Annotated in this window: 15 protein-coding genes; 7 read left to right on the plus strand and 8 right to left on the minus strand. The window is 70.0% G+C overall.

Annotated features, from left to right (window positions below; translation table 11 throughout):
• The first annotated feature begins 552 nt into the window (after positions 1–552).
• Positions 553–1,551, plus strand: a complete 999-nt coding sequence (gene trpS, locus ACZ67T_RS07755; RefSeq protein ID WP_469982314.1) for a tryptophan--tRNA ligase — start codon at positions 553–555, stop codon at positions 1,549–1,551.
• Positions 1,552–1,603: 52 nt separating this feature from the next.
• On the opposite strand, the gene ACZ67T_RS07760 is transcribed toward trpS, so the two are convergent.
• Positions 1,604–2,620, minus strand: a complete 1,017-nt coding sequence (locus tag ACZ67T_RS07760; protein ID WP_469982316.1) for a GlxA family transcriptional regulator — start codon at positions 2,618–2,620, stop codon at positions 1,604–1,606.
• 74 nt (positions 2,621–2,694) lie between these two features.
• Here ACZ67T_RS07760 and ACZ67T_RS07765 point away from each other — a divergent pair, with 74 nt between their 5' ends.
• The 5 genes from ACZ67T_RS07765 (at position 2,695) to ACZ67T_RS07785 (ending at position 9,363) form a co-directional block, all read left to right on the plus strand.
• Entirely contained in the window at positions 2,695–3,291 is a 597-nt protein-coding gene (locus ACZ67T_RS07765; protein ID WP_469982317.1) for a cysteine hydrolase family protein, read from the plus strand.
• A gap of 1,035 nt (positions 3,292–4,326) precedes the next feature.
• Positions 4,327–6,198 carry a glycoside hydrolase family 2 protein gene (locus ACZ67T_RS07770; RefSeq protein ID WP_469982319.1) on the plus strand — a complete coding sequence of 624 codons (1,872 nt, stop codon included), beginning with the start codon at positions 4,327–4,329 and terminating at the stop codon, positions 6,196–6,198.
• On the plus strand, positions 6,198–7,502 hold the full coding sequence (locus ACZ67T_RS07775) for an extracellular solute-binding protein (RefSeq protein ID WP_469982320.1): 1,305 nt from the start codon (positions 6,198–6,200) through the stop codon (positions 7,500–7,502). The genes ACZ67T_RS07770 and ACZ67T_RS07775 overlap by 1 nt, the downstream gene beginning before the upstream one ends.
• A 23-nt stretch (positions 7,503–7,525) precedes the next feature.
• Positions 7,526–8,434, plus strand: a complete 909-nt coding sequence (locus ACZ67T_RS07780) for a carbohydrate ABC transporter permease (protein ID WP_469982322.1) — start codon at positions 7,526–7,528, stop codon at positions 8,432–8,434.
• Between the two features lie 2 nt (positions 8,435–8,436).
• The gene (locus tag ACZ67T_RS07785; RefSeq protein WP_469982324.1) at positions 8,437–9,363 is read left to right on the plus strand and encodes a carbohydrate ABC transporter permease; all 927 of its coding nucleotides are present in this window, start codon (positions 8,437–8,439) and stop codon (positions 9,361–9,363) included.
• A gap of 75 nt (positions 9,364–9,438) precedes the next feature.
• Here ACZ67T_RS07785 and ACZ67T_RS07790 read toward each other — a convergent pair whose 3' ends face one another.
• The 7 genes from ACZ67T_RS07790 to ACZ67T_RS07820 are packed head-to-tail and all read right to left on the minus strand — an operon-like array spanning position 9,439 to position 18,049.
• Positions 9,439–9,924, minus strand: coding sequence for an HIT family protein (locus ACZ67T_RS07790; protein ID WP_469982326.1), 486 nt, complete (start codon positions 9,922–9,924; stop codon positions 9,439–9,441).
• A gap of 5 nt (positions 9,925–9,929) precedes the next feature.
• On the minus strand, positions 9,930–10,265 hold the full coding sequence (locus tag ACZ67T_RS07795; protein WP_469982328.1) for a MazG nucleotide pyrophosphohydrolase domain-containing protein: 336 nt from the start codon (positions 10,263–10,265) through the stop codon (positions 9,930–9,932).
• Positions 10,266–10,305: 40 nt separating this feature from the next.
• Entirely contained in the window at positions 10,306–10,872 is a 567-nt protein-coding gene (locus ACZ67T_RS07800) for a DUF7158 domain-containing protein (protein ID WP_469982330.1), read from the minus strand.
• Positions 10,869–14,960, minus strand: a complete 4,092-nt coding sequence (locus tag ACZ67T_RS07805; RefSeq protein ID WP_469982331.1) for a glycoside hydrolase family 38 N-terminal domain-containing protein — start codon at positions 14,958–14,960, stop codon at positions 10,869–10,871. The genes ACZ67T_RS07800 and ACZ67T_RS07805 overlap by 4 nt, the downstream gene beginning before the upstream one ends.
• A gap of 4 nt (positions 14,961–14,964) precedes the next feature.
• Complete coding sequence (locus tag ACZ67T_RS07810; protein ID WP_469982333.1) at positions 14,965–15,786, minus strand: carbohydrate ABC transporter permease; 822 nt, start codon at positions 15,784–15,786, stop codon at positions 14,965–14,967.
• The gene (locus tag ACZ67T_RS07815; RefSeq protein ID WP_469983066.1) at positions 15,786–16,694 is read right to left on the minus strand and encodes a carbohydrate ABC transporter permease; all 909 of its coding nucleotides are present in this window, start codon (positions 16,692–16,694) and stop codon (positions 15,786–15,788) included. Before ACZ67T_RS07815 ends, ACZ67T_RS07810 begins: the two co-directional genes overlap by 1 nt.
• Before the next feature lie 2 nt (positions 16,695–16,696).
• Complete coding sequence (locus ACZ67T_RS07820; protein WP_469982335.1) at positions 16,697–18,049, minus strand: extracellular solute-binding protein; 1,353 nt, start codon at positions 18,047–18,049, stop codon at positions 16,697–16,699.
• A 229-nt stretch (positions 18,050–18,278) separates the two neighbouring features.
• Here ACZ67T_RS07820 and ACZ67T_RS07825 point away from each other — a divergent pair, with 229 nt between their 5' ends.
• Complete coding sequence (locus ACZ67T_RS07825) at positions 18,279–20,288, plus strand: GxGYxYP domain-containing protein (RefSeq protein ID WP_469982337.1); 2,010 nt, start codon at positions 18,279–18,281, stop codon at positions 20,286–20,288.
• The last annotated feature ends 66 nt before the right edge of the window (positions 20,289–20,354 follow it).

A 20,354-nucleotide genomic window follows, 5' to 3' on the forward strand; every position in this document is an offset into this window, starting at 1 on the left:
CAGGTTTCCGCTCCGGCCTTTCGGCTTTTCGCGTTTCCCTTTCCGGCGGTTCCGACTCTATCAGATCCTTTCGGGCCTGACTCCCAGTCAGCGGGAGTTTGTCTTTGCGGCCGTTGGGCCGTTCCGACGAGTGAGACTTTAGCGGAGTCCTGCCTCCCGAGCTAATCGGGGGTGTTCTTTCGAACGCGGATTCCTCATTTCGCAAAAACACATGAAAACGTGCCGTGGCGCATCTCGGAGAGACACGACATCGATCGTTGAATGGTTCTAGCGGAATGGCCACCCGGGGACCGGTCAGGAACCGGAGCTCACGTCGGGCAACTCGGAGAACACTACGTATCGGGCCCAGGAGTGTCAACTTCACGCCTGTGACGGCTACTCTTGGGCTCGTGACTACGCATGCGCACACCCAGCAGTGGTGGGCCGCCTGACGGCGGCCGGCACAAGCATGCACCCAACGGCCGCCGCTTCGGCGGCCGTTCTTGTTTCTCCCTCCTGGAGACCACGGACCCGGCAGCCGGGCAGCGGCGGTCCTGACCAGGAGGTGGAGTGATGACGCGAATCTTCAGCGGGGTCAAGCCGACCGGGCATCTGACGCTGGGGAACTATCTGGGCGCCGTACGTCAGTGGGCAGAAGTCGATCAACACAGAGCTGACGCGCTGTTCAGCGTTGTCGATCTGCACGCGCTGACCGTGGACCACGATCCCGGGCGGGTGCACCGGCTCAGTAAGCAGGCGGCGACGCTGCTTCTTGCCTCGGGGCTCGATCCCGAGGTGTGCACCGTGTTCGTACAGAGTCATGTGGACGAGCACGCCCGGCTGTCCTATCTCCTCGAGTGCGTCGCCACGGACGGCGAGATGCGACGGATGATCCAGTACAAGGAGAAGTCCGCGCGCGAGCGGGAGCGGGGCGGGAGCGTCCGGCTGTCGCTGCTCACGTACCCCGTGCTGATGGCGGCGGACATCCTCGCCTATGGGGCGGACGAGGTTCCGGTGGGTGATGACCAGACGCAGCACGTCGAGCTCACCCGGGATCTCGCGGTGCGGTTCAACCAGCGGTACGGGCACACCTTCGTGGTGCCGCGGGCGACGCCGCCCGCGGTGGCGGCGCGGGTCATGGACCTCCAGGACCCGACTTCCAAGATGGGGAAGTCGCACGACAACGGCGCCGGGATCGTCTATCTCCTCGACGAGCCGGACGTCGTGCGCAAGAAGATCCTGCGGGCGGTGACGGACAGCGGCACGGAGGTCGAGTACGACCGCGAGGCCAAGCCCGGGGTGTCGAATCTGCTGGAGATTCTGGCCGCTTGTGAGGGTGGGAACCCGGAGGGCCTGAGCGGTGTATATGAGTCGTATGGCGCGCTGAAGAAGGCGACCGCGGAGGCCGTGGTGGAGCTTCTGGCGCCCCTGCAGAAAAGGCACAAGGAGCTGGTTGCGGATACCGCGTATGTAGAGGAGGTGTTGCGGCGGGGTGCTGAGCGTGCGAGGGAGATGGCGAAGCCAACCGTGGACGCCGCCTACCGGGCGGTCGGGCTGCTTCCCGCTTCCTAAGCGTCCCTATATAGGGGCGCCCTGAGGAGGGCCCTCCTCAGGGCGGGTGTTCTTAGGAGTGGGTGACGGGCCGCTGGGCGAATGAGGCCCGGTAGGAGCGTGGGCTGGTGGCGAGGCGCGATGCGAAGTGCTGGCGCATCGTGACCTCGCTGCCGAAGCCCGCGCGGCGTGCGACTTCGGGCATGGGGAGGTCGGTGCGTTCGAGCAGTTTCTGCGCTGCCGCCATGCGCTGGTCCAGGAGCCAGCGCAGCGGGGTGGTGCCGGTCGCTGCGGTGAAGTGACGGGCGAAGGAGCGCGGGGACATGCCGGCGCGAGCGGCGAGGCCGGCGACGGTGAGCGATTCGTGGAGGTGCTGGAGTGCGTATGCGCGTACGGAGGTGAGCGCATCGGCGTCGCGGTCGTCTCGTGGCGTGGGGTGCTCGATGAACTGGGCCTGCGTTCCGGTGCGGAAGGGGGCCGTGACCATCGATCGGGCGATGGTGGCGGCGGTCTCCGCGCCATGGGTCCTGCGGACGAGGTGCAGGCAGAGATCGATGCCGGCGGCTGTGCCTGCGGCGGTCCAGATGTTGTCGTCCTCGATGAAGAGGGCGTCGGGTTCGACGGTGACCAGGGGGTGATGGGCGCGGAGCAGGTCGACGAGGTTCCAGTGGGTGATCGCGCGGCGGCCGTCGAGTAGGCCGGCCTGGGCGAGTGTGAAGGCACCACCGCAGAGAGCAGCGATGGTGACGCCGCGGGCGTGGGCCCGGCGCAGGGACTCGAGGACCGGTTCGGGCGCGGGGGTGAGGTGGTCGTCGAGGCCGGGGACGACGAGGAGATCGTTGGCGGGCGCGAGGCGTGTCAGCCAGGTGAGGGTGCGATCGGGGGTGAGCGTGAGTCCGCCTCGCATGGGGACGGGCGTGCGGTCCTCGGCGACGCGGCGCAGATCGAAGGCAGGGACGCCGCGGTCGGTGCGGTCGGTGCCCCAGACCTCGGTGATGACGGAGACGTCGAAGGCCCGGATGCCGGGGAAGGTGAGGAGGGCGATGCGCTGGGTGGGGTGCGGGGGTGAGTGCGGGTCTGCGTGCGGCACGGTGGCAGTAAATCATCGATCGCTGTCTTCTGTACCTCTGGGGCGAGCGCGGTCCGGGCGGGAGCATCGTGGCCATGGAGATCGCAGAGAACGCAGCGCTGATCGTGGTGGACGTGCAGAAGGGGTTCGAGGAGGAGGGGACCTGGGGACCGCGGAACAACCCTGAGGCTGACGAGAACATCGCGTCACTGATCGACGCGTGGCAGTCGACGGGGCGGCCGGTCGTCTTCGTGCGGCACGACTCGCCGAAGCCGGAGTCGCCGTTGCGGCCGGGGTATGCCGGGAACGGCTTCAAGGAGTACGTGGAGGAGCGGCGTGGGAAGGGGGACGGAGCGGAGCTCCTGGTGACGAAGTCCGTGAACTCGGCGTTCTACGGGACGCCGGACCTGGACGCGTGGCTCAGGGCGGCCGGCATCGGGCAGTTCGTGGTGGCCGGGATCCAGACCAACATGTGCGCGGAGACAACGGCGCGGATGGGCGGCAATCTGGGGTACGAGGTGCTGTTCGCTCTGGACGCGACGTACACCTTCGACCTGGAAGGCCCGTTCGGCTGGCACCGCACAGCGGAGGAGCTGGCACAGGCCTCGGCGGTCACACTCCACGGGGGCGGCTTCGCCCGGGTGGTCTCGACGACGGAGGTCGTGGCTTGGGCGGGTGCGCTTTGCGTGTGACGGTCGGGCGTGGGCGCCTCGGGCGTGAGGGGTCGGGCGCAGCACCTCGTACGTGACGGGTCAGGCGCGGCGCCTCGCCTGTGACGGGTCAGGCGCAACGCCTCGCCTGTGACAGTTCAGGCGCGGGTGCGGGATCCGTGCCGGTGAGGATCGGTGCCGGTGAGGATCCGTGCCGGTGAGGATCCGTGCCGGTGAGGATCGGTGCCGGTGAGGATCCGTGCCGGTGAGGATCCGTGCCGGTGAGGATCGGTGCCGGTGAGGATCCGTGCCGGGTGGCGTGGTGCCGGCGGGGGCCGTCGCGCCGGTGCGGGTCAGTGCCGTAACAGTGCCGGTGCCGGCCGGGCCCCCGTCGCACCGGTACAGGTCAGTGCCATGACAGTGCCGGTACCGGCCGGGGCGCCGTCGCACCGGTACAGGTCAGTGCCGTAACAGTGCCGGTACCGGCCGGGGGCGCCGTCGCGCCGGTGCAGGTCACTGCAGTAACGGTGCGGCCGTCGCCGTGCCCGTGTGATTCTTCGCGTCAGTGGTTCGCGGGAGCGAGGGGCGGCAGGGCTGGTGCTGCGGGTCTCTCCACTGTCGAGCCAGTGGTTCGCGGGAGCGAGGGGCAGCCGGGGTGGTGCTGCGGGTCTCTCCACTGGGGTTGCACCGCTGCGAGAACGGTCGGCGATTGCCTGTGGAGTGGCCGGGCGAATGGCGTCTTTTGAGACACCCCGTCGGCTTGCGCTCGCTCCCGGTCCACGGGCCGATCGTCGGGTGTCTGGGATGGGACCAGTTTCTGCGGCCGGCTGTCTCGCGGTCCGCCGTTGTGCTGGGTGCCACGGCCGGACGTCTCGTGGCGCGGGGGTTGATGAGTGCGGTTGTTACCTTCTGCGCCGCATCGTTGCCGACCCGACGGCCGCGGAGCGTACGGCAGTGAGCCACGCGGGTGGGGCCGCGCGGCGAGTTCGTTCAACTACCTGGCCCACAAGTCTTTTTAACGATGTAAGTCCTGTGCTGTGATGAGCGCCATCGCTGAGGCCGTCCCAGGAGACAACGATGTCAACTCTGTCTGAAGAGCGCCCCCGTCCCGATCACGGGAACACCGACGTCCCCCGCCCCGAGTACCCCCGCCCCGGCTTCGTCCGGGACGAGTGGCTCACTCTCAACGGCACCTGGCAGTTCGCCTTCGACCCGGGAGACAGCGGGCTCGAACGCGGCCTGGTGCACGCCGAGCTGTCCGAGCGGATCACGGTCCCCTTCTGCCCGGAGTCGGAGCTGTCGGGCATCGGGGACACCGACTTCCACCAGGCCGTCTGGTACCGCCGCACGGTCCGGATCCCCGAGGACTGGCGGGGCCGGCGTCCCGTTCTGCACTTCGGGGCCGTCGACCACGACGCCACCGTGTGGGTGAACGGACGTGAAGTGGCCCGCCACAGCGGCGGGTTCACCTCTTTCAGCGCCGACCTCGGCGGTGTGGTGAGCGCGGGCGACGAGGCCGTCGTCGTCGTACGCGCCAGGGACTCCCGGCAGGGCCCGCAGGCCCGCGGCAAGCAGTCCGACCAGTACGCCAACTACAGCTGCCACTACACCCGCACGACCGGAATCTGGCAGTCCGTGTGGCTGGAGCCGGTGGCCGACACTCATCTGGGGCGGCCCCGCATCACGCCGGACCTCGCCGCCGGCTGCTTCCACCTCGAACTTCCCCTGTCCGGCAGCCGCGCGGGCCATCGCATCCGGGCCCGGCTCACCGACGAGCAGGGCACCGTGGTCGAGGCCTCGGTCGCGGCCCACCTCGATCTCGCGCCGCGCCTCGTGCTGCCCGTCCCGGAGGAGCGCCGCAGGACCTGGTCGCCCGAGGACCCGCACCTGTACGAGATCCACCTCGACGTGGTGAACGGCTCCGGCACCGTGGTCGACAGTGCCCGCTGCACCGCGGGGCTGCGCTCGGTCACCATCGAGGGCAAGCGGATCCTGCTCAACGGCAAGCCGGTCTTCCAGCGCCTCGTCCTCGACCAGGGCTGGTACCCGGACGGTCTGATGACGGCGCCCGACGACGCCGCGCTGGTCCGCGACATCGAGCTGTCGCTCGCCGCCGGGTTCAACGGGGCCCGCCTGCACCAGAAGGTCTTCGAGGAGCGCTTCCTCCACCACGCGGACCGCCTGGGCTATCTGGTGTGGGGCGAGTTCGGCGACTGGGGCGCGAGCAGCGGCCCGCTGAGCGGCGACAACCAGCAGCAGACCGTCGGCTTCGCCGCCCAGTGGCTGGAGGCCGTCGAGCGGGACTACTCGCACCCCTCGATCATCGGCTGGTGCCCGCTCAACGAGACCCGTCAGCAGCTCCACGACCGGCACACCACGCTCGACGACGCGACCCGTGCGATGTTCCTCGCCACCAAGGCCGCCGACACCTCGCGCCCGGTGCTCGACGCCTCCGGCTACTCCCACCGCGTGGACGAGACGGACGTCTATGACTCGCACTGCTACGAGCAGGACCCCGAAGCCTTCCGGGAGCTGATGGCGGGGCTCGACAAGAACGCGCCGTTCATCAATCCGCAGGACGAGCCGGGCGAGATCGAATGGTCGGTGCCGTACCGCGGACAGCCTTATTTCTGCAGCGAGTTCGGCGGGATCTGGTGGAACCCGGAGGAGGCCGCGGCGGCGGGCGGTGAGGACCGGGACGCCTCGTGGGGATACGGGCAGCGGCCCCGGGACGAGGAGGAGTTCCAGCAGCGCTTCGCCGGTCTGACCGGGGTGCTCCTCGACGACCCGGACATGTTCGGCTACTGCTACACCCAGCTCACCGACGTGTTCCAGGAGCAGAACGGCGTCTACCGCTTCGACCGCTCCGTCAAGCTCGACGTCGAGCGGGTCCGTGCCGCCCAACTGCGCCCGGCCGCCATCGAGTCGGACACCGAGGGGGCGGCGTGATGGCCGTCTCCCGCAGGAACCTGCTGCGTGGCGCCCTGTTCGGATCCGCCGCGGCCGCGACGGCCCCGGCGCTGAGCGCGTGCGGCTCGATCGCCACCGCGAGCACGAACGCCATCGAGTACTGGAACCCCTTCACCGGCGGTGACGGCGGCCTGATGAAGCAGATGGTCAGCGCCGTCGAGGGCAGGGTTCCCGACCTGAAGGTGACCACGACGGTCCTGGACTGGGGCCAGTCGTACTACACCAAGCTGGCGATGGCCTCGGCCGGCGGCCGCGCGCCCGACGTCGCGATCATGCACGTGTCGCGGTTCGCCGGGTACGCGCCGGGCGGGCTGCTCGACCCCTGGGACATGGATCTGTTCCGGGAGTTCGGGGTGACCCTGGACCAGGTCAACCCGGTCACGGCCAAGCGTGGCCGGTACGACGGCGGCCAGTACGCGCTGCCGCTCGACACCCACCCCTTCGTCGTCTTCTACGACAAGGAGGTGATGGACAAGGCGGGCCTGGTCGACAGCGACGGCAAGCTCCTCCCCTTCGGCGGCCCGGAAGGCTATCTGGAGGCCGCGAAGAAGCTCCGCTCCGTCAACAAGGGCGGTCTCGGGCCGGTGTACGGCCACGTCAACGACGCCGCGCAGAACTGGCGGATGTTCTGGTCCCTGTACAAGCAGACGGGCGCCGAGTTCGACCTGTCCGGCAAGAAGACCCGCCTCGACAAGGACACGGCCGTCGAGGCCGTCACCTTCATGCAGAAGCTGGTCGCACCCCAGTGCCGGACCATGGACCCGGCCACGTCGGTGGGTTCATTCGCCTCCCGCAAGGCTCCGCTGATCTTCACCGGCGAGTGGGACTCCGCCGCGTTCCGCCAGATCAAGGGCATCGAGCTGGGCGCCGCCCCGTTCCCCCAGATCTACGACAGCCCCGCGGGCTGGGCCGACGCCCACATGTTCGTGCTGCCGCACCAGGACAACCCCGACAAGGAGCGGCGGCGCACCACGCACCGTCTGGTCGCCGAACTGTTCAAGGCCAGCTTCACCTGGGCCCAGGCAGGACACATCCCCGGCTACCTGCCGGTCGTCGAGTCGCAGAAGTACCGGCACCTGGAGCCGCAGATCGAGTACGCGGCCGCCGCGAAGACCCCCGCGCTCGACCCGCCCGCCTGGTTCATGGGGGCCGGCGCGGACTCGCAGGTCCAGATGTGCCAGGCGATGCAGACCGCCCTTGTGGGCGCCGACTCCGCGTCCGCCGCCGTCGACAAGATGGTCAAGGCGCTCGACTTCTACCTCGGCAAGCCCAACCCGGCCTGAGCCGCACGAGAGGAATCATTGTCATGAGTACATGGCAGGCTCGCGGCGGCCGCACCGCCCGCCGCTCGCTCGGCGGCCGCGCATCGGGGCCGCTGTTCGTCGCCCCGTTCCTGGTGGCCTTCGCGCTCTTCCTGGTGATCCCGCTCGTCTACGGCCTGTGGATGAGCTTCACCAACTCCAGCCTCACCGGGCACGGGGACTCCACGTTCGTCGGCTTCGGCAACTACGCCGAGGCCCTCACCGACCCGAAGATGTGGGAGACGATCGGCCACACCGTGCTCTTCACGGTCATGTCCACCGTCCCGCTCGTCGTCTTCGCCCTGGTCATGGCGCTCCTCGTACACGCGGGACTGCCCGGCCAGTGGCTGTGGCGGCTCTCCTTCTTCGCGCCGTATCTCCTTACCAGCGCCGTGGTCTGGCAGGTCGGGCTCCTGCTGTTCCAGACGGACTCCGGCATGCTCAACACCTTCCTCAAGGCGATCGGCCTGGACGGCGTCGGCTGGCTGGTGGAGGAGCGCTACGCGATGTGGTCGGTGGTCCTGATCACCGTCTGGTGGACCGTCGGCTTCAACTTCCTGCTGTACCTGGCCGCGCTGCAGTCCGTGCCCGACCAGCTCTACGAAGCCGCCGCGATCGACGGCGCCGGTGCCTGGCGGCGCCTGTGGTCCATCACCATCCCCCAGCTCCACCGCACGACCGCGCTGATCACGGTGCTGCAGGTGCTGGCCTCGCTCAAGGTGTTCGACCAGATCTTCCTGCTCACCAAGGGCGGCCCGGACGGCTCCACCCGGCCGGTCCTCGAGTACATCTTCGACACCGGGTTCACCGGCTACCGGCTCGGCTACGCAGCCGCCATGTCGTACATCTTCTTCGCCCTGCTGCTGATCCTCTCCATCGGGCAGCTCAAGTTCTTCTCGCGCAAGGAGGCGTGACGATGACTGCCGACACTCTGATCCGCCCGAAGGCCCGGCCGGCGCGCGGGACCGAGAGCCGCGCGCGGATCCGCCGCAGCACCCGGCCGCAGCAGGTACTGGGCTCGGGGATCGGCGCCAAGGTGGGCGCCTGGGCCGCGCTCGGGCTGATGGCCCTGATGTGGCTGGCGCCCATCGCCTGGGCGCTGGTGACCTCGCTCAAGACGGAACCCGACGCGACCTCCGTCGGGGACGGCTGGATACCGGAGCACGGCTTCACGGCCGCCGCCTACGGCAAGATATTCAGCCAGGGCAATATCCCCACGTGGGCGCTGAACAGCTTCTTCGTGGCGGCGATGGTCACGGTGCTGACCGTCGCGGTGTCCGCGCTCGCGGCGTACGGGTTCTCGCGCACGCTCTTCAGGGGCCGGCGGCTGCTGTTCGCCGCGACCATCGCGTCGATCATGGTGCCGCCGCAGATCCTGATCGTGCCGCTGTTCCGCGAGATGCTCTCGCTGAACCTCGTGGACACCTACGCCGGCATGATCCTGCCGCAGGTCGTGGCGCCGCCGATGGTCTACATCCTGAAGAGGTTCTTCGACGCCATCCCGCGTGAGCTGGAGGAGGCGGCCCGGCTCGACGGGGCGAGCAACGCCCGGGTGTTCCTCAGCGTCGTCCTGCCGCTGTCCCGGCCGATCCTGTCCGCCGTGGCGATCTTCGTGTTCATCGGCGCCTGGAACAACTTCCTGTGGCCGTTCATCAGCACGAGCGACAAGTCCCTGATGACGCTGCCCGTGGGCCTGGCGACGGTCAAGGACTCCTACGGGCTGCAGTACGCGCAGCTGGCCGCCTCCGGGCTGCTCGCTTCCGTGCCGCTCATCCTGGTCTTCATGATTTTCCAGCGCCAGATGGTGAAGTCCGTGGCCACGACGGGGCTCGGAGGTCAGTAGGTGCCGCGACGCGAACCGCCCGGCCTGACCGGCAGCACTGCCGGTCAGGCCGGGCGGTTCCATGTCGCCTGCCCCTCAGCGGATCGCCCGGCGCAGCCTGTTCGCGATGTCCGCGTTCTCCTCCGCGGTGGGTGCGAGCACCCCGTTCTCCGTCATCAGGGCGTGGTACTGCTGCTGCTCGTAGGGCACGCCCGGCGGCAGCCCGGCGATGTGCCAGTGCAGATGGCTGTTGCCCTGCCCGCTGCCCAGTGACAGCAGGTACGTCCGCTCCGGCGCGAAGACCGCCTCCACCGCCAGCGCCACCCTGCGCACCACGAGCATCAGCCTGCCGTACGCCGCCTCGTCCAGGTCCCGGACGACGTGCTCGATGTGCGCCTTCGGCGCGACCAGCACCTTGCCCGGCAGGGTCGGGTACCTGTCCAGATAGGCCACGTGCGCGTCGTCCTCGTAGACCGTCTCGTGCCGGTAGTCCGGGTCACCCGCGAGGTAGGCGCAGATGTAGCAGGGCCCGGTGCGCGTCCGGGCGACGTATGCGTCGAGGTCCATGGCCTCGCGTTCCATCGGGCTCACCCTTCCTCGGGAAGCCGCGCCGTGATGGCCTGCTCCAGCTCCGTCATCGTGCGGCCGAAGGCGGCCCGCAGGTCGACGTCGTAACGGTGCGCCAGGATCAGCACGGACCACAGGCAGTCGGCCAGTTCGTGCTCGAGCGCCTGCCGCCCGCCGGGCATCTCCCGGGCGCCCTCCTCGGCCATCACCAGTTTGGCGAGGTCTCCGACGTCGCCCATGAAACCGAGCATGAACTCCTCCCGGGTCCACACCCGTCCGCGTTCGTGCAGGTTCAGCCGGTCGTACAGGTCGTGGATCCGTCGTGCCCGCTGCAGCAGCTCGTCGAGCTCGGCCACAGACACCTCCTGCTCATCGGGGTCTCGTGCTCATCGGGCTCTAGTGACGGTGCGTGGCGTCCGCGTGCCGGGGGTCCGCCGGGTGTTCGTAGCCGGGCATGAGGGTCACCGATGCGGCGTGGCGGCGTTCCAGCCACAGCACGAAGTGGCGGTCGGCGGCCGCCTGGTGGAGTTCTTGCTCGATGGCGGGACGCTCCGCTTCGTAGGGGCCGGGGTGCAGGTCACGGTTGCGGGCGTAGTAGTCGCGGACGGCGGGCTCCGGTACGGCGACGCCGGCGGTGACCCGCTCGCGTACCGCGGGGGCCACCGGCAGCGACGTCAGGACCGCCGCCGCCACGCCGCCCATCCGCAGGGCGTCGACCAGGCTCAACCCGCCCTCGGCGGGCGGTCGAGGCGGCAGGTCCAGCGCCGCCGCCTCCGCTTCGACGACCGCCTCGTACGTCATGACCTGGACCACCCAGCGGCGCAGGTTGCGTGCGTCCGCCGTTCCCGGGCGGGGCAGGCGGGGCGCCAGGGGACCGCGCCGGAGTGTCGCCACCCGGGCCTCCACCTCGGCCTCGGTGAAGGTCCGGTCACCGGCCCGGGCGGCGATGTGGGTGTGCGTCACGGGACGACCTCGATCTCGACCGCCTCGGTGTAGTGCAGACAGCCCGCGGCGGCCAGTTTGACGACCGCCCACCAGCGGCCGGGCCGGGTGCCGGCGGGGACGGACACCGGGAAGCTCAGCGTGTGCTCACCCCGCGCCGGGACCTCCGCGCCCGTGTTCCAGTGCGGGAACAGCTCGAAGGTCTGCCAGGGGCTGATGAGCTGGGCCTGCACGTGGACGGGAGTACGGGCGTCCGACGTGACCTGCACGTCGAGCGTTCCCGCCTCGCCCGCGGCCAGCCGCAGCGCCGTCGTCCGGAGCGTCACCGCGGGCTCGGCAGCCGGCGCCTCGCCGATCAGGACGCGGGTCACGTCCTCGAAGGTCTGCCCGTCGTACGTCGTGCGCGCCCGCAGCCAGTACGTTCCCTCTTCCGCCGACGGGGGTGGCGTGACGCGCATCTCGCGGGCGAGGTGGCCGCCCGGTTCGAGGTCGTACGGCACCGCTGTCGTGTCCGCCGACCAGCCCTCCGGGAGCAGGAGCCGGACCTCTCCGGCAGTGGACGCGTCCGTGAGGCCGGAGGCCACGGTGAGCGTGACGTCGCCCGCGCCGTGCAGCACCGGCGGGTGCAGGTGGACGGCCACGGGCAGGTTCCCGGTCGGGGCCGGGCCGGTGTTGTGCAGCCAGTAGCGGGTGAACACCGGCTGGTCCGGCTCGTGGCCGGGCTCCACCCCGCCGCGCGCCCGTGGGAGCCGGGCCACGACCGTGGCGATGTCCATGCCGCCGAGGTCGACGGTGAGCCCGGCGAGCGGGGTCTGCGGCTGCTCCAGCAGGGTGGCGCGGTGGGCCTCGGTGAGGGGGAGGTCCGTGGCCACAGCGGCCTGGACCGGCCGGCCGGTCGCCTCGTAGAGACGCATCGTCAATCCCGTCACGGGCCCCGGCAGTTCACCCTCGGCCAGGGGGTTCCCCGTCGGCTTGAGCGCGCTGAGGACGACCTGGCCCGCCGGTTCCACCGCGAGGAACGACCGCTCCTCCGGCCGGCCCTCGCCCTCGCCACGTACCGCGCGCAGCGGGTGGTTGACGTCGTGGGCACGCGGGACCACGTTCTGCGCGCGCCAGTCGCCCGGCCCGGCCATCAGCGTGTAGTCGAAGGAGTGGGTCCAGTGCTGCTGCTGGAACGTGGAGCCGTCCGGGTGCGTGCGCCGCGGCGGGTCGATCCACACGCCGGACGGCCAGCCGGTGCAGGAGCGCATCAGCGACAGGTGCAGGGCGCCGCCGGAGTCCACCGCGAAGCCGGGAACGCCCTGGTTGACGAGGGCGACGGTGTAGTCGTCGAGCGGCGGTTCGGTGAGCGGGCCGCCGTGCGCGACCTCGATCGTCGCGTCGTCCAGGTCGGCGACCAGGTCGTCCACCGCGCCCTCACCGGCCACGACGAGCACCGGCAGCGCGTGCGCGGCGCGCAGATCGGCGCCCGGCACCCACACCTTCTCCAGCGAACTGTCGGCCGGGACCCACAGGCGGGCCCGGCCGGTCGCCGCGAGCTGCGCGGCGAACGCGTCGGCGTACTCCCCCGTCAGCACCTCGGCGGTGAACGGGTTCTCGTCCGGGCCACCGATCGCGATGCGCACGTCGGGGAGGTTGGAGTCCACGGCGAGGTCGCCGTAGCGGGCGCCGGGCGCGGCCGAGCAGGTGCTGGTCACGCCCGCCTTCACCAGGGCGACGGCGAGGTCCTTGGCGCCGGCGCCGTCGGGCGTGACGATCTCGGCGATGCCGAGGGCACGGTCCCCGTCGGGGAGCCGGACGCGTGCGGTGGACGACAGGGCGAACCAGTTGTTCGCCGGGTTGTCGAGGGTCCAGGGATGCTCCGCCGAGTCGACGTCGATCAGACCGAAACCGCGCCCGATGACGGCGTTCGCGACCTCGCTGACCGGCAGTGCGCCGGGCACCCGCACCGGCCACCGCAGCCGCAACAGCCGGTCGGCCCCGTCGAACGCGTCGATGTGCGTGACGCCGTCGAGACGGTCGACGCCGTGCCAGAGCGTGAGGGTCTGCGTGTACCGCACGGGGCCGACCGTGCCGGTCACCGTGATCCGCTCGCCGAGGGCGCTCGTCTCGGTCCGCACGGTTGTGGCGGGCGCGGACGCCGAGCCCGTCACGGCGCCGTTCGGCACGAGGTGCCAGGGGCCCTCGTGGTAGCGGGGGTGCGCCGGGTACTCCTCGTAGACCAGGAGTTCGTTGCCTACGCGGCCGGCCTGGAGCAGTTCGCGGCCCTCGACGGTCAGCCGGGAGACGCAGCCGCCGCGTCGCGGGTCCACTTCGAGGACGTGTGTGGAGTTCGTGATGCGGGTCGTGCCCTCGGGCGACGGCGTCCAGTGCGATGCCGTGCGGGAGGGGCGGGGACGGAAGGTGCGGTAGCCGAGCGGCGGGACGTCGGCGGCGAGGAAGACCACGTCGGCCTCGGCGAGCGAGCCGTCCTCGTGGTGGCGCGCGTGCTCCAGGACGAGCGGCGTGCCGTCCGCCAGCTCCCAGCCGTCGAAGCCGGGTCCGGGGTGGGCGAGGCGGATGCGGACGAGGTCGGTGCGCGGCCACACCGACGGGTTGAAGACGGTCACCGTGTCCTCGGCGGCGGGGCCGAGCCGGCGCAGCGAGACGTCGAGGACCTCGCGCCCGGTGTCGTACGCCTCCCGCCAGCTGGTGAGCAGGTCGAGGTAGACCTGGTCGGACTCGGAGCCGGTGATCGCGTCGTGGTGCGCGCCGTACGCGAGCTGCCGCCACGCCTTGTCGATGCGGGCGTGCGGGTAGTCCGCGCCCGTCTCGACGGAGGCGAGGGCGGCGAACGTCTCGGCCTCCGTGAGCAGCGACTCGGCCGCGCGCTGCGCCTGCTTGGTGTCGATGAACGACACGTCCTTGCCGGTGTAGACCGGGTTCATGTCCCGGGTCTGCGGCGAGGGTTCGGTCAGCTCGCCGCGTACCGCCGCGAAGAACTCGCTCGGCAGGGCGCACTTCAGGCGCGGCCAGGTGTAGCGGGCGGCGAAGTCCCGGTGGATCTCGGTGACCCAGCGGTTGGGCGGGGTGTAGTCGGTGCCGACGGGGAGGAGCAGGTTGCGGGTCGCGGCGACGTTCTTCATCAGCCGGTACAGCTCCAGGACCGCGTCCTCCGCCTCGGCGAGGCTGGTGGCGGAGTCCATCCACCAGCCGGCGCTGTAGTGCGCCGGCATGTAGTGGGTGAGGACGCCGCGGCCGCTGGGCGAGAGCCACTCGAACTCGGCGGGGAACTGCATCGTCGACGGGTCGCCCCAGCCGTCCTGCTCCCGGTCGCGGTCGGTGAGCATCGGGCCCCACTGGTGATGCGGGCCGCGTGCCCACGACGACGAGGTGAGCCCGGCGTCGGCGGCGAGCCCGGGGAACTGCGGGTCGTGCCCGAACACGTCCAGCTGCCAGGCCGTCTGCGGGTCGCCGCCCATGACGCCGCGCTGGAAACCGATGCCGTACACGAGGTTGCGGACGGTCGACTCGGCGGAGGTGAGGTTCGTGTTGGGCTCGTTGTAGGTGCCGCCCATCAGCTCGACGCGGCCCTCGCGCAGCAGGCGGCGCAGATGGGCGCGGTCGCCGGGGTGCGCGTCCCAGTACGGCTTGAGGTAGTCGACCTCGGCCAGCACGAACCGGTAGTCGGGGTCGCGGCGCGCGGTCTGCAGGTGCAGCCGCATCAGCTCGAAGCCGGTGTACTGCCAGTCGATACGGAACTGCTGCGCCGTGTCGCCGGCGTCGTCCCAGGTCGTGGTGTACGCGGCCTGCGTGTTCCACCACACCGGGTCGTAGTGGAAGTGCGGCACCATCCACACCGTCCAGCCCGGCTCCGCCACGGTCAGTTCGGCGTGTGCCACCTGGTCGCCGGCGGTCACCGTGAGGGGGACGACGGTGCCGGGCGCGGCGTCGCAGCGCACCCCGATCTCCACGGGCCTGCCCGGCTCCCCCGCCGCGCCCTCGCCGTGGGCACCGGGGCCGCTGACGACGACCGGGGCGGGCTCGCTGAGCTCGACCCGGACGACCTGCAGGGGGTGGTCAGCGGGACCGACGAACAGGTCGGTCGGCTCGACACCGATGATGCGCACCGTGCTATCCCTTCACCGATCCGGCCATGTTGAACGAGCCGGAGAGGTACTTGTTGACGAGGACGTAGAGCAGGACGGCCGGCGTGGTGTAGATGACGGAGAACGCCGCCAGCTGCCCGTACGCCACCTGGCCGTACTGAGAGAAGAACGAGTAGATGGTGACCGCGGCAGGCTGCTTCTCGGGGGTGTCGAGCAGCACGAACGGGACGAAGAAGTTGCCCCACTGGCCGACGAACACGAAGATCGCGACGACCGCGACGCCCGGCGCCATCAGGGGTGCCACCACGCGGCGCAGTGACTGGACCCAGCCCGCGCCGTCCACCCAGGCGGCCTCCTCCAGACTGACCGGCACGCCGTCCATGAAGTTCTTCATCATCCAGATGGCGAACGGCAGCGCGCTGGCCGTCAGGAACAGCACCATCGCCGGGACGGAGCCGTACAGCTGGAAGCGGAAGAACATCGCGTAGACCGGCACCATGATCGCGGTGAGCGGCAGGCCCGTGGAGAACAGCAGCGTGAGCATGAAGTGCCGTTTGTAGCGCAGCCGGTAGCGCGAGAGCGGGTAGGCGGCGAGGCCGGAGACGACGACCGTGAGCAGGGCCGTGGAGCCGGAGATGATCACGGAGTTGAGCAGCGGCCCGTACACCGTGTCCCAGTTCAGGACGGCCCGGAAGTTGGTGAGCGAGAAGGAGAAGGACGGCTCGGCCGCCGGGGAGGAGCCGGGCTGCACGGAGGAGAGCAGCACCCACACGAACGGGCCGAGGAAGCAGAGCGTGATCAGCACGATCACGGCGTGCGACGCGGTGCGCGCGCCCCAGCGGGTCATCAGTCCTCCACCTTGATCAGCCGCAGGTACACCAGCGAGAGCAGCGCGCCGAACAGGAGCATCACCAGGGCGATGGCGCTGCCGTAGCCGACCTCGAAGTACTTGAACGCCTGCTCGTACATGTACAGCGGCGTGGTCTGGCTCTCCTCGCCCGGGCCGCCGCCGGTCAGGGCGTAGATCAGGCCGAAGCTCGCGAGGGTCTGCAGCGTGGTCAGCATCAGGTTGGAGAGCACGGAGCGCTGGATCAGCGGCAGGGTGACGCTGAAGAAGGTGCGGCCGGTGGAGGCGCCGTCGACCTTCGCGGCTTCCAGCACGTCACGGGGCACCTCCGACAGGGCCGCCGAGTAGACGAGCATGGAGAACGCGGTGCCGCGCCAGGTGTTGGCGAGGATCACGGCGAGCATCGGCGCGGAGACCAGCCACTCCTGGTGCACGCCGAGCACCGAGTTGAGCGTGCCCTTCTCGTCGAGGAACGAGAACCAGCAGGCGGCGGCGACGACTTCGGGGACGACCCAGGCCGCGATGACGACACCGTTCACCACGCCCCGGACGACCCGGTTCTTGCCGCGGAGCACCAGGGCGATCAGCAGGCCGAGCACGTTCTGGCCGAGGACGGCCGAGAACAGGACGAAGACCAGGGTGCGCACCAGCGAGCCGGTGAACGCCTCGTCACCGAAGAGCCTGGTGAAGTTGTCCAGGCCGATGAAGTGCGAGTTCACGGAGGCCGACCCGGTGAGGGTCTCGTTGGTGAAGGCGATCCAGACGCTCCACAGGACCGGCCCCACCATGAAGACCGCGATCAGGACCAGGGCCGGCGCGAGCGGCAGGAGCCACCGCAGCGAGCGGCGGCCCGGCGACGGCTGCGGCGTCTTCGCCGGGGTGCGCGTCGCCGGGGCGGAGGCGGTCATCGTCATGAGGTCGAGACAACGTTGTCCGCACCGACGATCCGGCTCACTTCCTGGGCGTAGCGCTTCGCCGCGTCCGCCGGGGAGCTGCTTCCGGTGGTGACCGCCTCCATCGCCTCCTGGATCTGCGCGGAGACCTTCGGGTACTGCTCGTAGGCGGGCCGGTAGTGGGTGTACTTCGCGAGGTCCGTCCAGAACTCGATCGAGGGGTCGCTCTTGAGGTACGCCGGGTCGGACGCCACGTCCTTGCGGACGGCGAGGTCGCCGGAGCCCTCGGAGTACATGGCCGCGTTCTTCTTGTTCAGCGCCACCGTGATGAAGTCGAAGCCCTTCTGCTTGAGCTTGCTGTACGAGCTGACCGCCATGACCCAGCCGCCCGACATGCTGACGGCCCCCGGTGCCTCGCCGCCCTGCGTGGGCATCGGGACCCAGCCCATCTTGTCGGTCCACTCCGGCCACGGGTGCGGTCCGGCCGGCTTCCAGGAGCCGGAGATCCAGCCGCCGTCCAGGCTGATGCCGAGCTTGCCCGCGGGGAACCACTCGAACAGCGCCTTGTCGGCGAGCTTGGCGTTGAGGGCGTCGGCCTTCTTGGGCCCGAGGTCCTCGCGGTAGACCGCGTCGATGAACTTCAGGGAGTCGGTGATTCCCTTGCTCCGCGCCACCCACTTGCCGTGGTCGAAGAGGGTGCCGCCGGGAGTGCCGTACAGAAGCATCTCGAAGCCCTGCATGGTGGCGCCCTCGCCGTGGATCTTCGCGGAGTACATGCAGAACGGGGTGACGCCGCGCACCTTGCGCTTGATGGTGCGGGCCGCGTCGAGGATGTCGTCCCAGGTCTTGGGGGCCCAGTTCTCGGGCAGTCCCGCTGACTTGAAGACGTCCTTGTTGTACCAGAGGCCGCGGTTGTCGGTGGAGATCGGGACGCCGTACGTCTTGCCGTCCAGGCCACGGGCCGCCTGGCGCAGCGACGCGGGGAACTGCTCCTGCCAGTCGGGCCACTTGGCGAGGTAGGAGTCCAGCGGGGCCAGCTTCTTGGCCGCGACGTCGGCGTTGACCTGGAAGGTGTCGTGGAAGTAGACGTCGGGGGCGGAGCCGGGCGAGCGGTTCAGGAGGGCGAGCTTGGTGTAGTAGTCCTCGCTGCTGCCCTGGACCGGTGTCAGCTTGACGGTGACGCCCTTGTGCGCGGCCTCGTACTCCTTCTTGGCCTCCTTCAGCATCTTCTCCAGGTGCGGCCAGGTCTTCTCCACGCGGTAGAGGACCTCGAGCTCACCCGGCTTGCGGCCGGACCCGCTGCCGCAGCCCGAGACGGCGGCGGTGGCCGCGGCGGCGAAGGAGGCGGCAAGGAGGGTGCGTCTGTTCAACTCATGCTCCCGGTGACCGAGTTACAACGATGGAAAGCCAAGTGCGGCGCAACGTAGATCAGGTGGAGCAAGGCCGTCAACACTTGGGACGTCATTGCCGGTCAGTAGCAAGGAAGTTGGTCCACCGCGGCAGAAATCTGCGCGCACCCCATGGACAACAGGCCTCGACCGGCTTACTTTCGCCGACTGTTTACAACGATGTCAGGCTTTCGAGGAGCAGTGATCGTCGATGGTGTCACGAAGAAATCTCCTGCAGGCGGGCGGCGCGGTCCTGGCAGCCGGAAGTATCGGGATCTGTCTGCCGCAACAGGCAGGGGCTGCCGAGCGCGGCGCCGCGGCCCGTCTCCTGCCGTCCTTCGGCCGGGCCACCCGGCTCGACGTCGCCGACGTCAGCAAGCTGACCGGCAACGACCAACTGCTGCTGACGACCCTGCAGGGCATCGTCAACCGGCGCAGCCCACGCCTCTACTTCAACTTCGACAGCGGCGAGGTCGATCTGCGCTGGCTCGACGGCACCGGCGCGAAGGCCACCCACCACGCCGACGCCCTGGACCTGGTCGGCCGCTACCGCGACGAGGTGCGCGGCGCCGTCCTCATCGACCCCGACGTGCCGGACTCGGTGAACGTCGCCACCACGCTCGCCGGGCTCCACGGCGCCGTCGCCGCCACCGCCGAACAGGCGAAGACCCACGGCCTGAAGACCGTCACCGACCTGCGCGGCCGCTTCGACGCCGACGACGTCCTGGCCACCTACCGCTGGCAGCTCGACCACCTCTTCCCGCACTGCAGCCACGCCCTGCTGGCCGGCCTGCCCCCGAGCCGGACCGTCAACGTGGCCGGCATCAAGTGGCGCGAGGTCGCCCGGGAGACCGAGCGGATCCGCGACATCTCCAACCGCAAGGTGCGCACGCTCGACCTCAGCCCGGAACTCGGCGGCGACAACGATGTCTACCTCCGGTTCCAGGACTCCTTCGGGGACGACGGCTGGGGCGCGTCGGTCGCCTCCGTCACCGTGAAGGCGGACGGCAAGGACATCGCCTCGTTCACGCCGGGCACCGACGCCGAGAAGCCGTACCTGTTCGACGGTCTCAACTCCTCCATCGGGGACAAGTCGAACCGGTTCAGCGACGGCGGCGGCTACTTCGTCTACCACTTCACCGCGCCGGCCGGCGCCAAGGAACTCACGGTCGACGTCGACATGTGGAACCAGTACCTGGTCACCGCCGCCACCACCGCGCCCACCCGCGTCGAGCCCTTCCCGTACTTCCGGGACTACGTGGTGGCGAGCAAGGCCATGGTGCTGTGGCTGCCGCCGTCGGGCGACACCGGCAAGCTGCTGGACGAGACGTTCTCCCGGCTCGAACCGACCACCCCGTACACCGGCTGGTTCTCCAACGACGTGGCCGGTGAGTGGGGCGGCGTCGACCGCGCCTCGCAGCACGGCCTCCAGGTCGTGCCCGCCGACTTCTACATGAACGGGACGGTGCACGCGGGCACCGGGGCGAAGGTCTCCGACCGGGTGCGGCCCCGCCCGAAGGCCGAGCTCGAGAACCGCGTGTACGTGACGCTGACGGTCGGCGAGGGCGACAACGTCCAGTACTGCCAGCGCAGGATGCGGGACATCTGGGACGACCCGAAGCGCGGCACCGTCCCCGTGAACTGGACGGTGAGCCCGCTGCTCGCCGACATCGGACCGGCGCTCCTGGCGTACTACCAGCGGACCGCGACCGCCAACGACCTGCTCATCTCCGGCCCGTCCGGGGCGGGTTACACCTACCCCGGGTCCTGGCCCGAGGAGGCTCTGGACGCGTACACGGCACTCAGCGGCCGCTTCCTGCGCCGCACCGGCATGGACCTGGCCTACGCCTACAACCCCCGCAACACCGCGGGCGACGGCTGGATCCCGTTCGACGAGCGGGTCATGGCGTCCTACCGCAAGAACACGCCGGTGCGCGGCGTCATCCAGTCCTGGGAGACCGGCGACCTGCAGGTGCGGCCGGCCGGGATCCCGGTGATCGGCAACTTCTACCCGCAGGGGAAGGGCAAGGAGTTCCGCGACGCGCTTCTCAGGCACATCGAGGGGCGGGACACGTCGAAGCCGATGTTCATCGCCGCCGCGATCAACGCCTGGGACTGGACCCCGAGCGACATCGCGGACCTCGCCGCACTGCTGGAGGACCCCTTCGAGGTCGTCCGCGGTGACACGTTCTTCTCACTGATGGACCGCAGCGCCATGTGAGGGCTGCTCTCGCATCGCCTGTCCTTCTCCCTCCACCGCCGCCCGCGCCGTACTCGGGCGCGGGCG

The organism is Streptomyces sp. NPDC107517 (genome assembly GCF_055582645.1).

What these genes read in the sequence shown, in the direction of transcription:
- trpS (WP_469982314.1), top strand. Translation starts at nt 553, where the DNA reads ATGACGCGAATCTTCAGCGGGGTCAAGCCGACCGGGCATCTGACGCTG.
- ACZ67T_RS07765 (WP_469982317.1), top strand. Translation starts at nt 2,695, where the DNA reads ATGGAGATCGCAGAGAACGCAGCGCTGATCGTGGTGGACGTGCAGAAG.
- ACZ67T_RS07770 (WP_469982319.1), top strand. Translation starts at nt 4,327, where the DNA reads ATGTCAACTCTGTCTGAAGAGCGCCCCCGTCCCGATCACGGGAACACC.
- ACZ67T_RS07775 (WP_469982320.1), top strand. Translation starts at nt 6,198, where the DNA reads ATGGCCGTCTCCCGCAGGAACCTGCTGCGTGGCGCCCTGTTCGGATCC.
- ACZ67T_RS07780 (WP_469982322.1), top strand. Translation starts at nt 7,526, where the DNA reads ATGAGTACATGGCAGGCTCGCGGCGGCCGCACCGCCCGCCGCTCGCTC.
- ACZ67T_RS07785 (WP_469982324.1), top strand. Translation starts at nt 8,437, where the DNA reads ATGACTGCCGACACTCTGATCCGCCCGAAGGCCCGGCCGGCGCGCGGG.
- ACZ67T_RS07790 (WP_469982326.1), bottom strand. Translation starts at nt 9,924, where the DNA reads ATGGAACGCGAGGCCATGGACCTCGACGCATACGTCGCCCGGACGCGC.
- ACZ67T_RS07810 (WP_469982333.1), bottom strand. Translation starts at nt 15,786, where the DNA reads ATGACCCGCTGGGGCGCGCGCACCGCGTCGCACGCCGTGATCGTGCTG.
- ACZ67T_RS07815 (WP_469983066.1), bottom strand. Translation starts at nt 16,694, where the DNA reads ATGACCGCCTCCGCCCCGGCGACGCGCACCCCGGCGAAGACGCCGCAG.
- ACZ67T_RS07825 (WP_469982337.1), top strand. Translation starts at nt 18,279, where the DNA reads ATGGTGTCACGAAGAAATCTCCTGCAGGCGGGCGGCGCGGTCCTGGCA.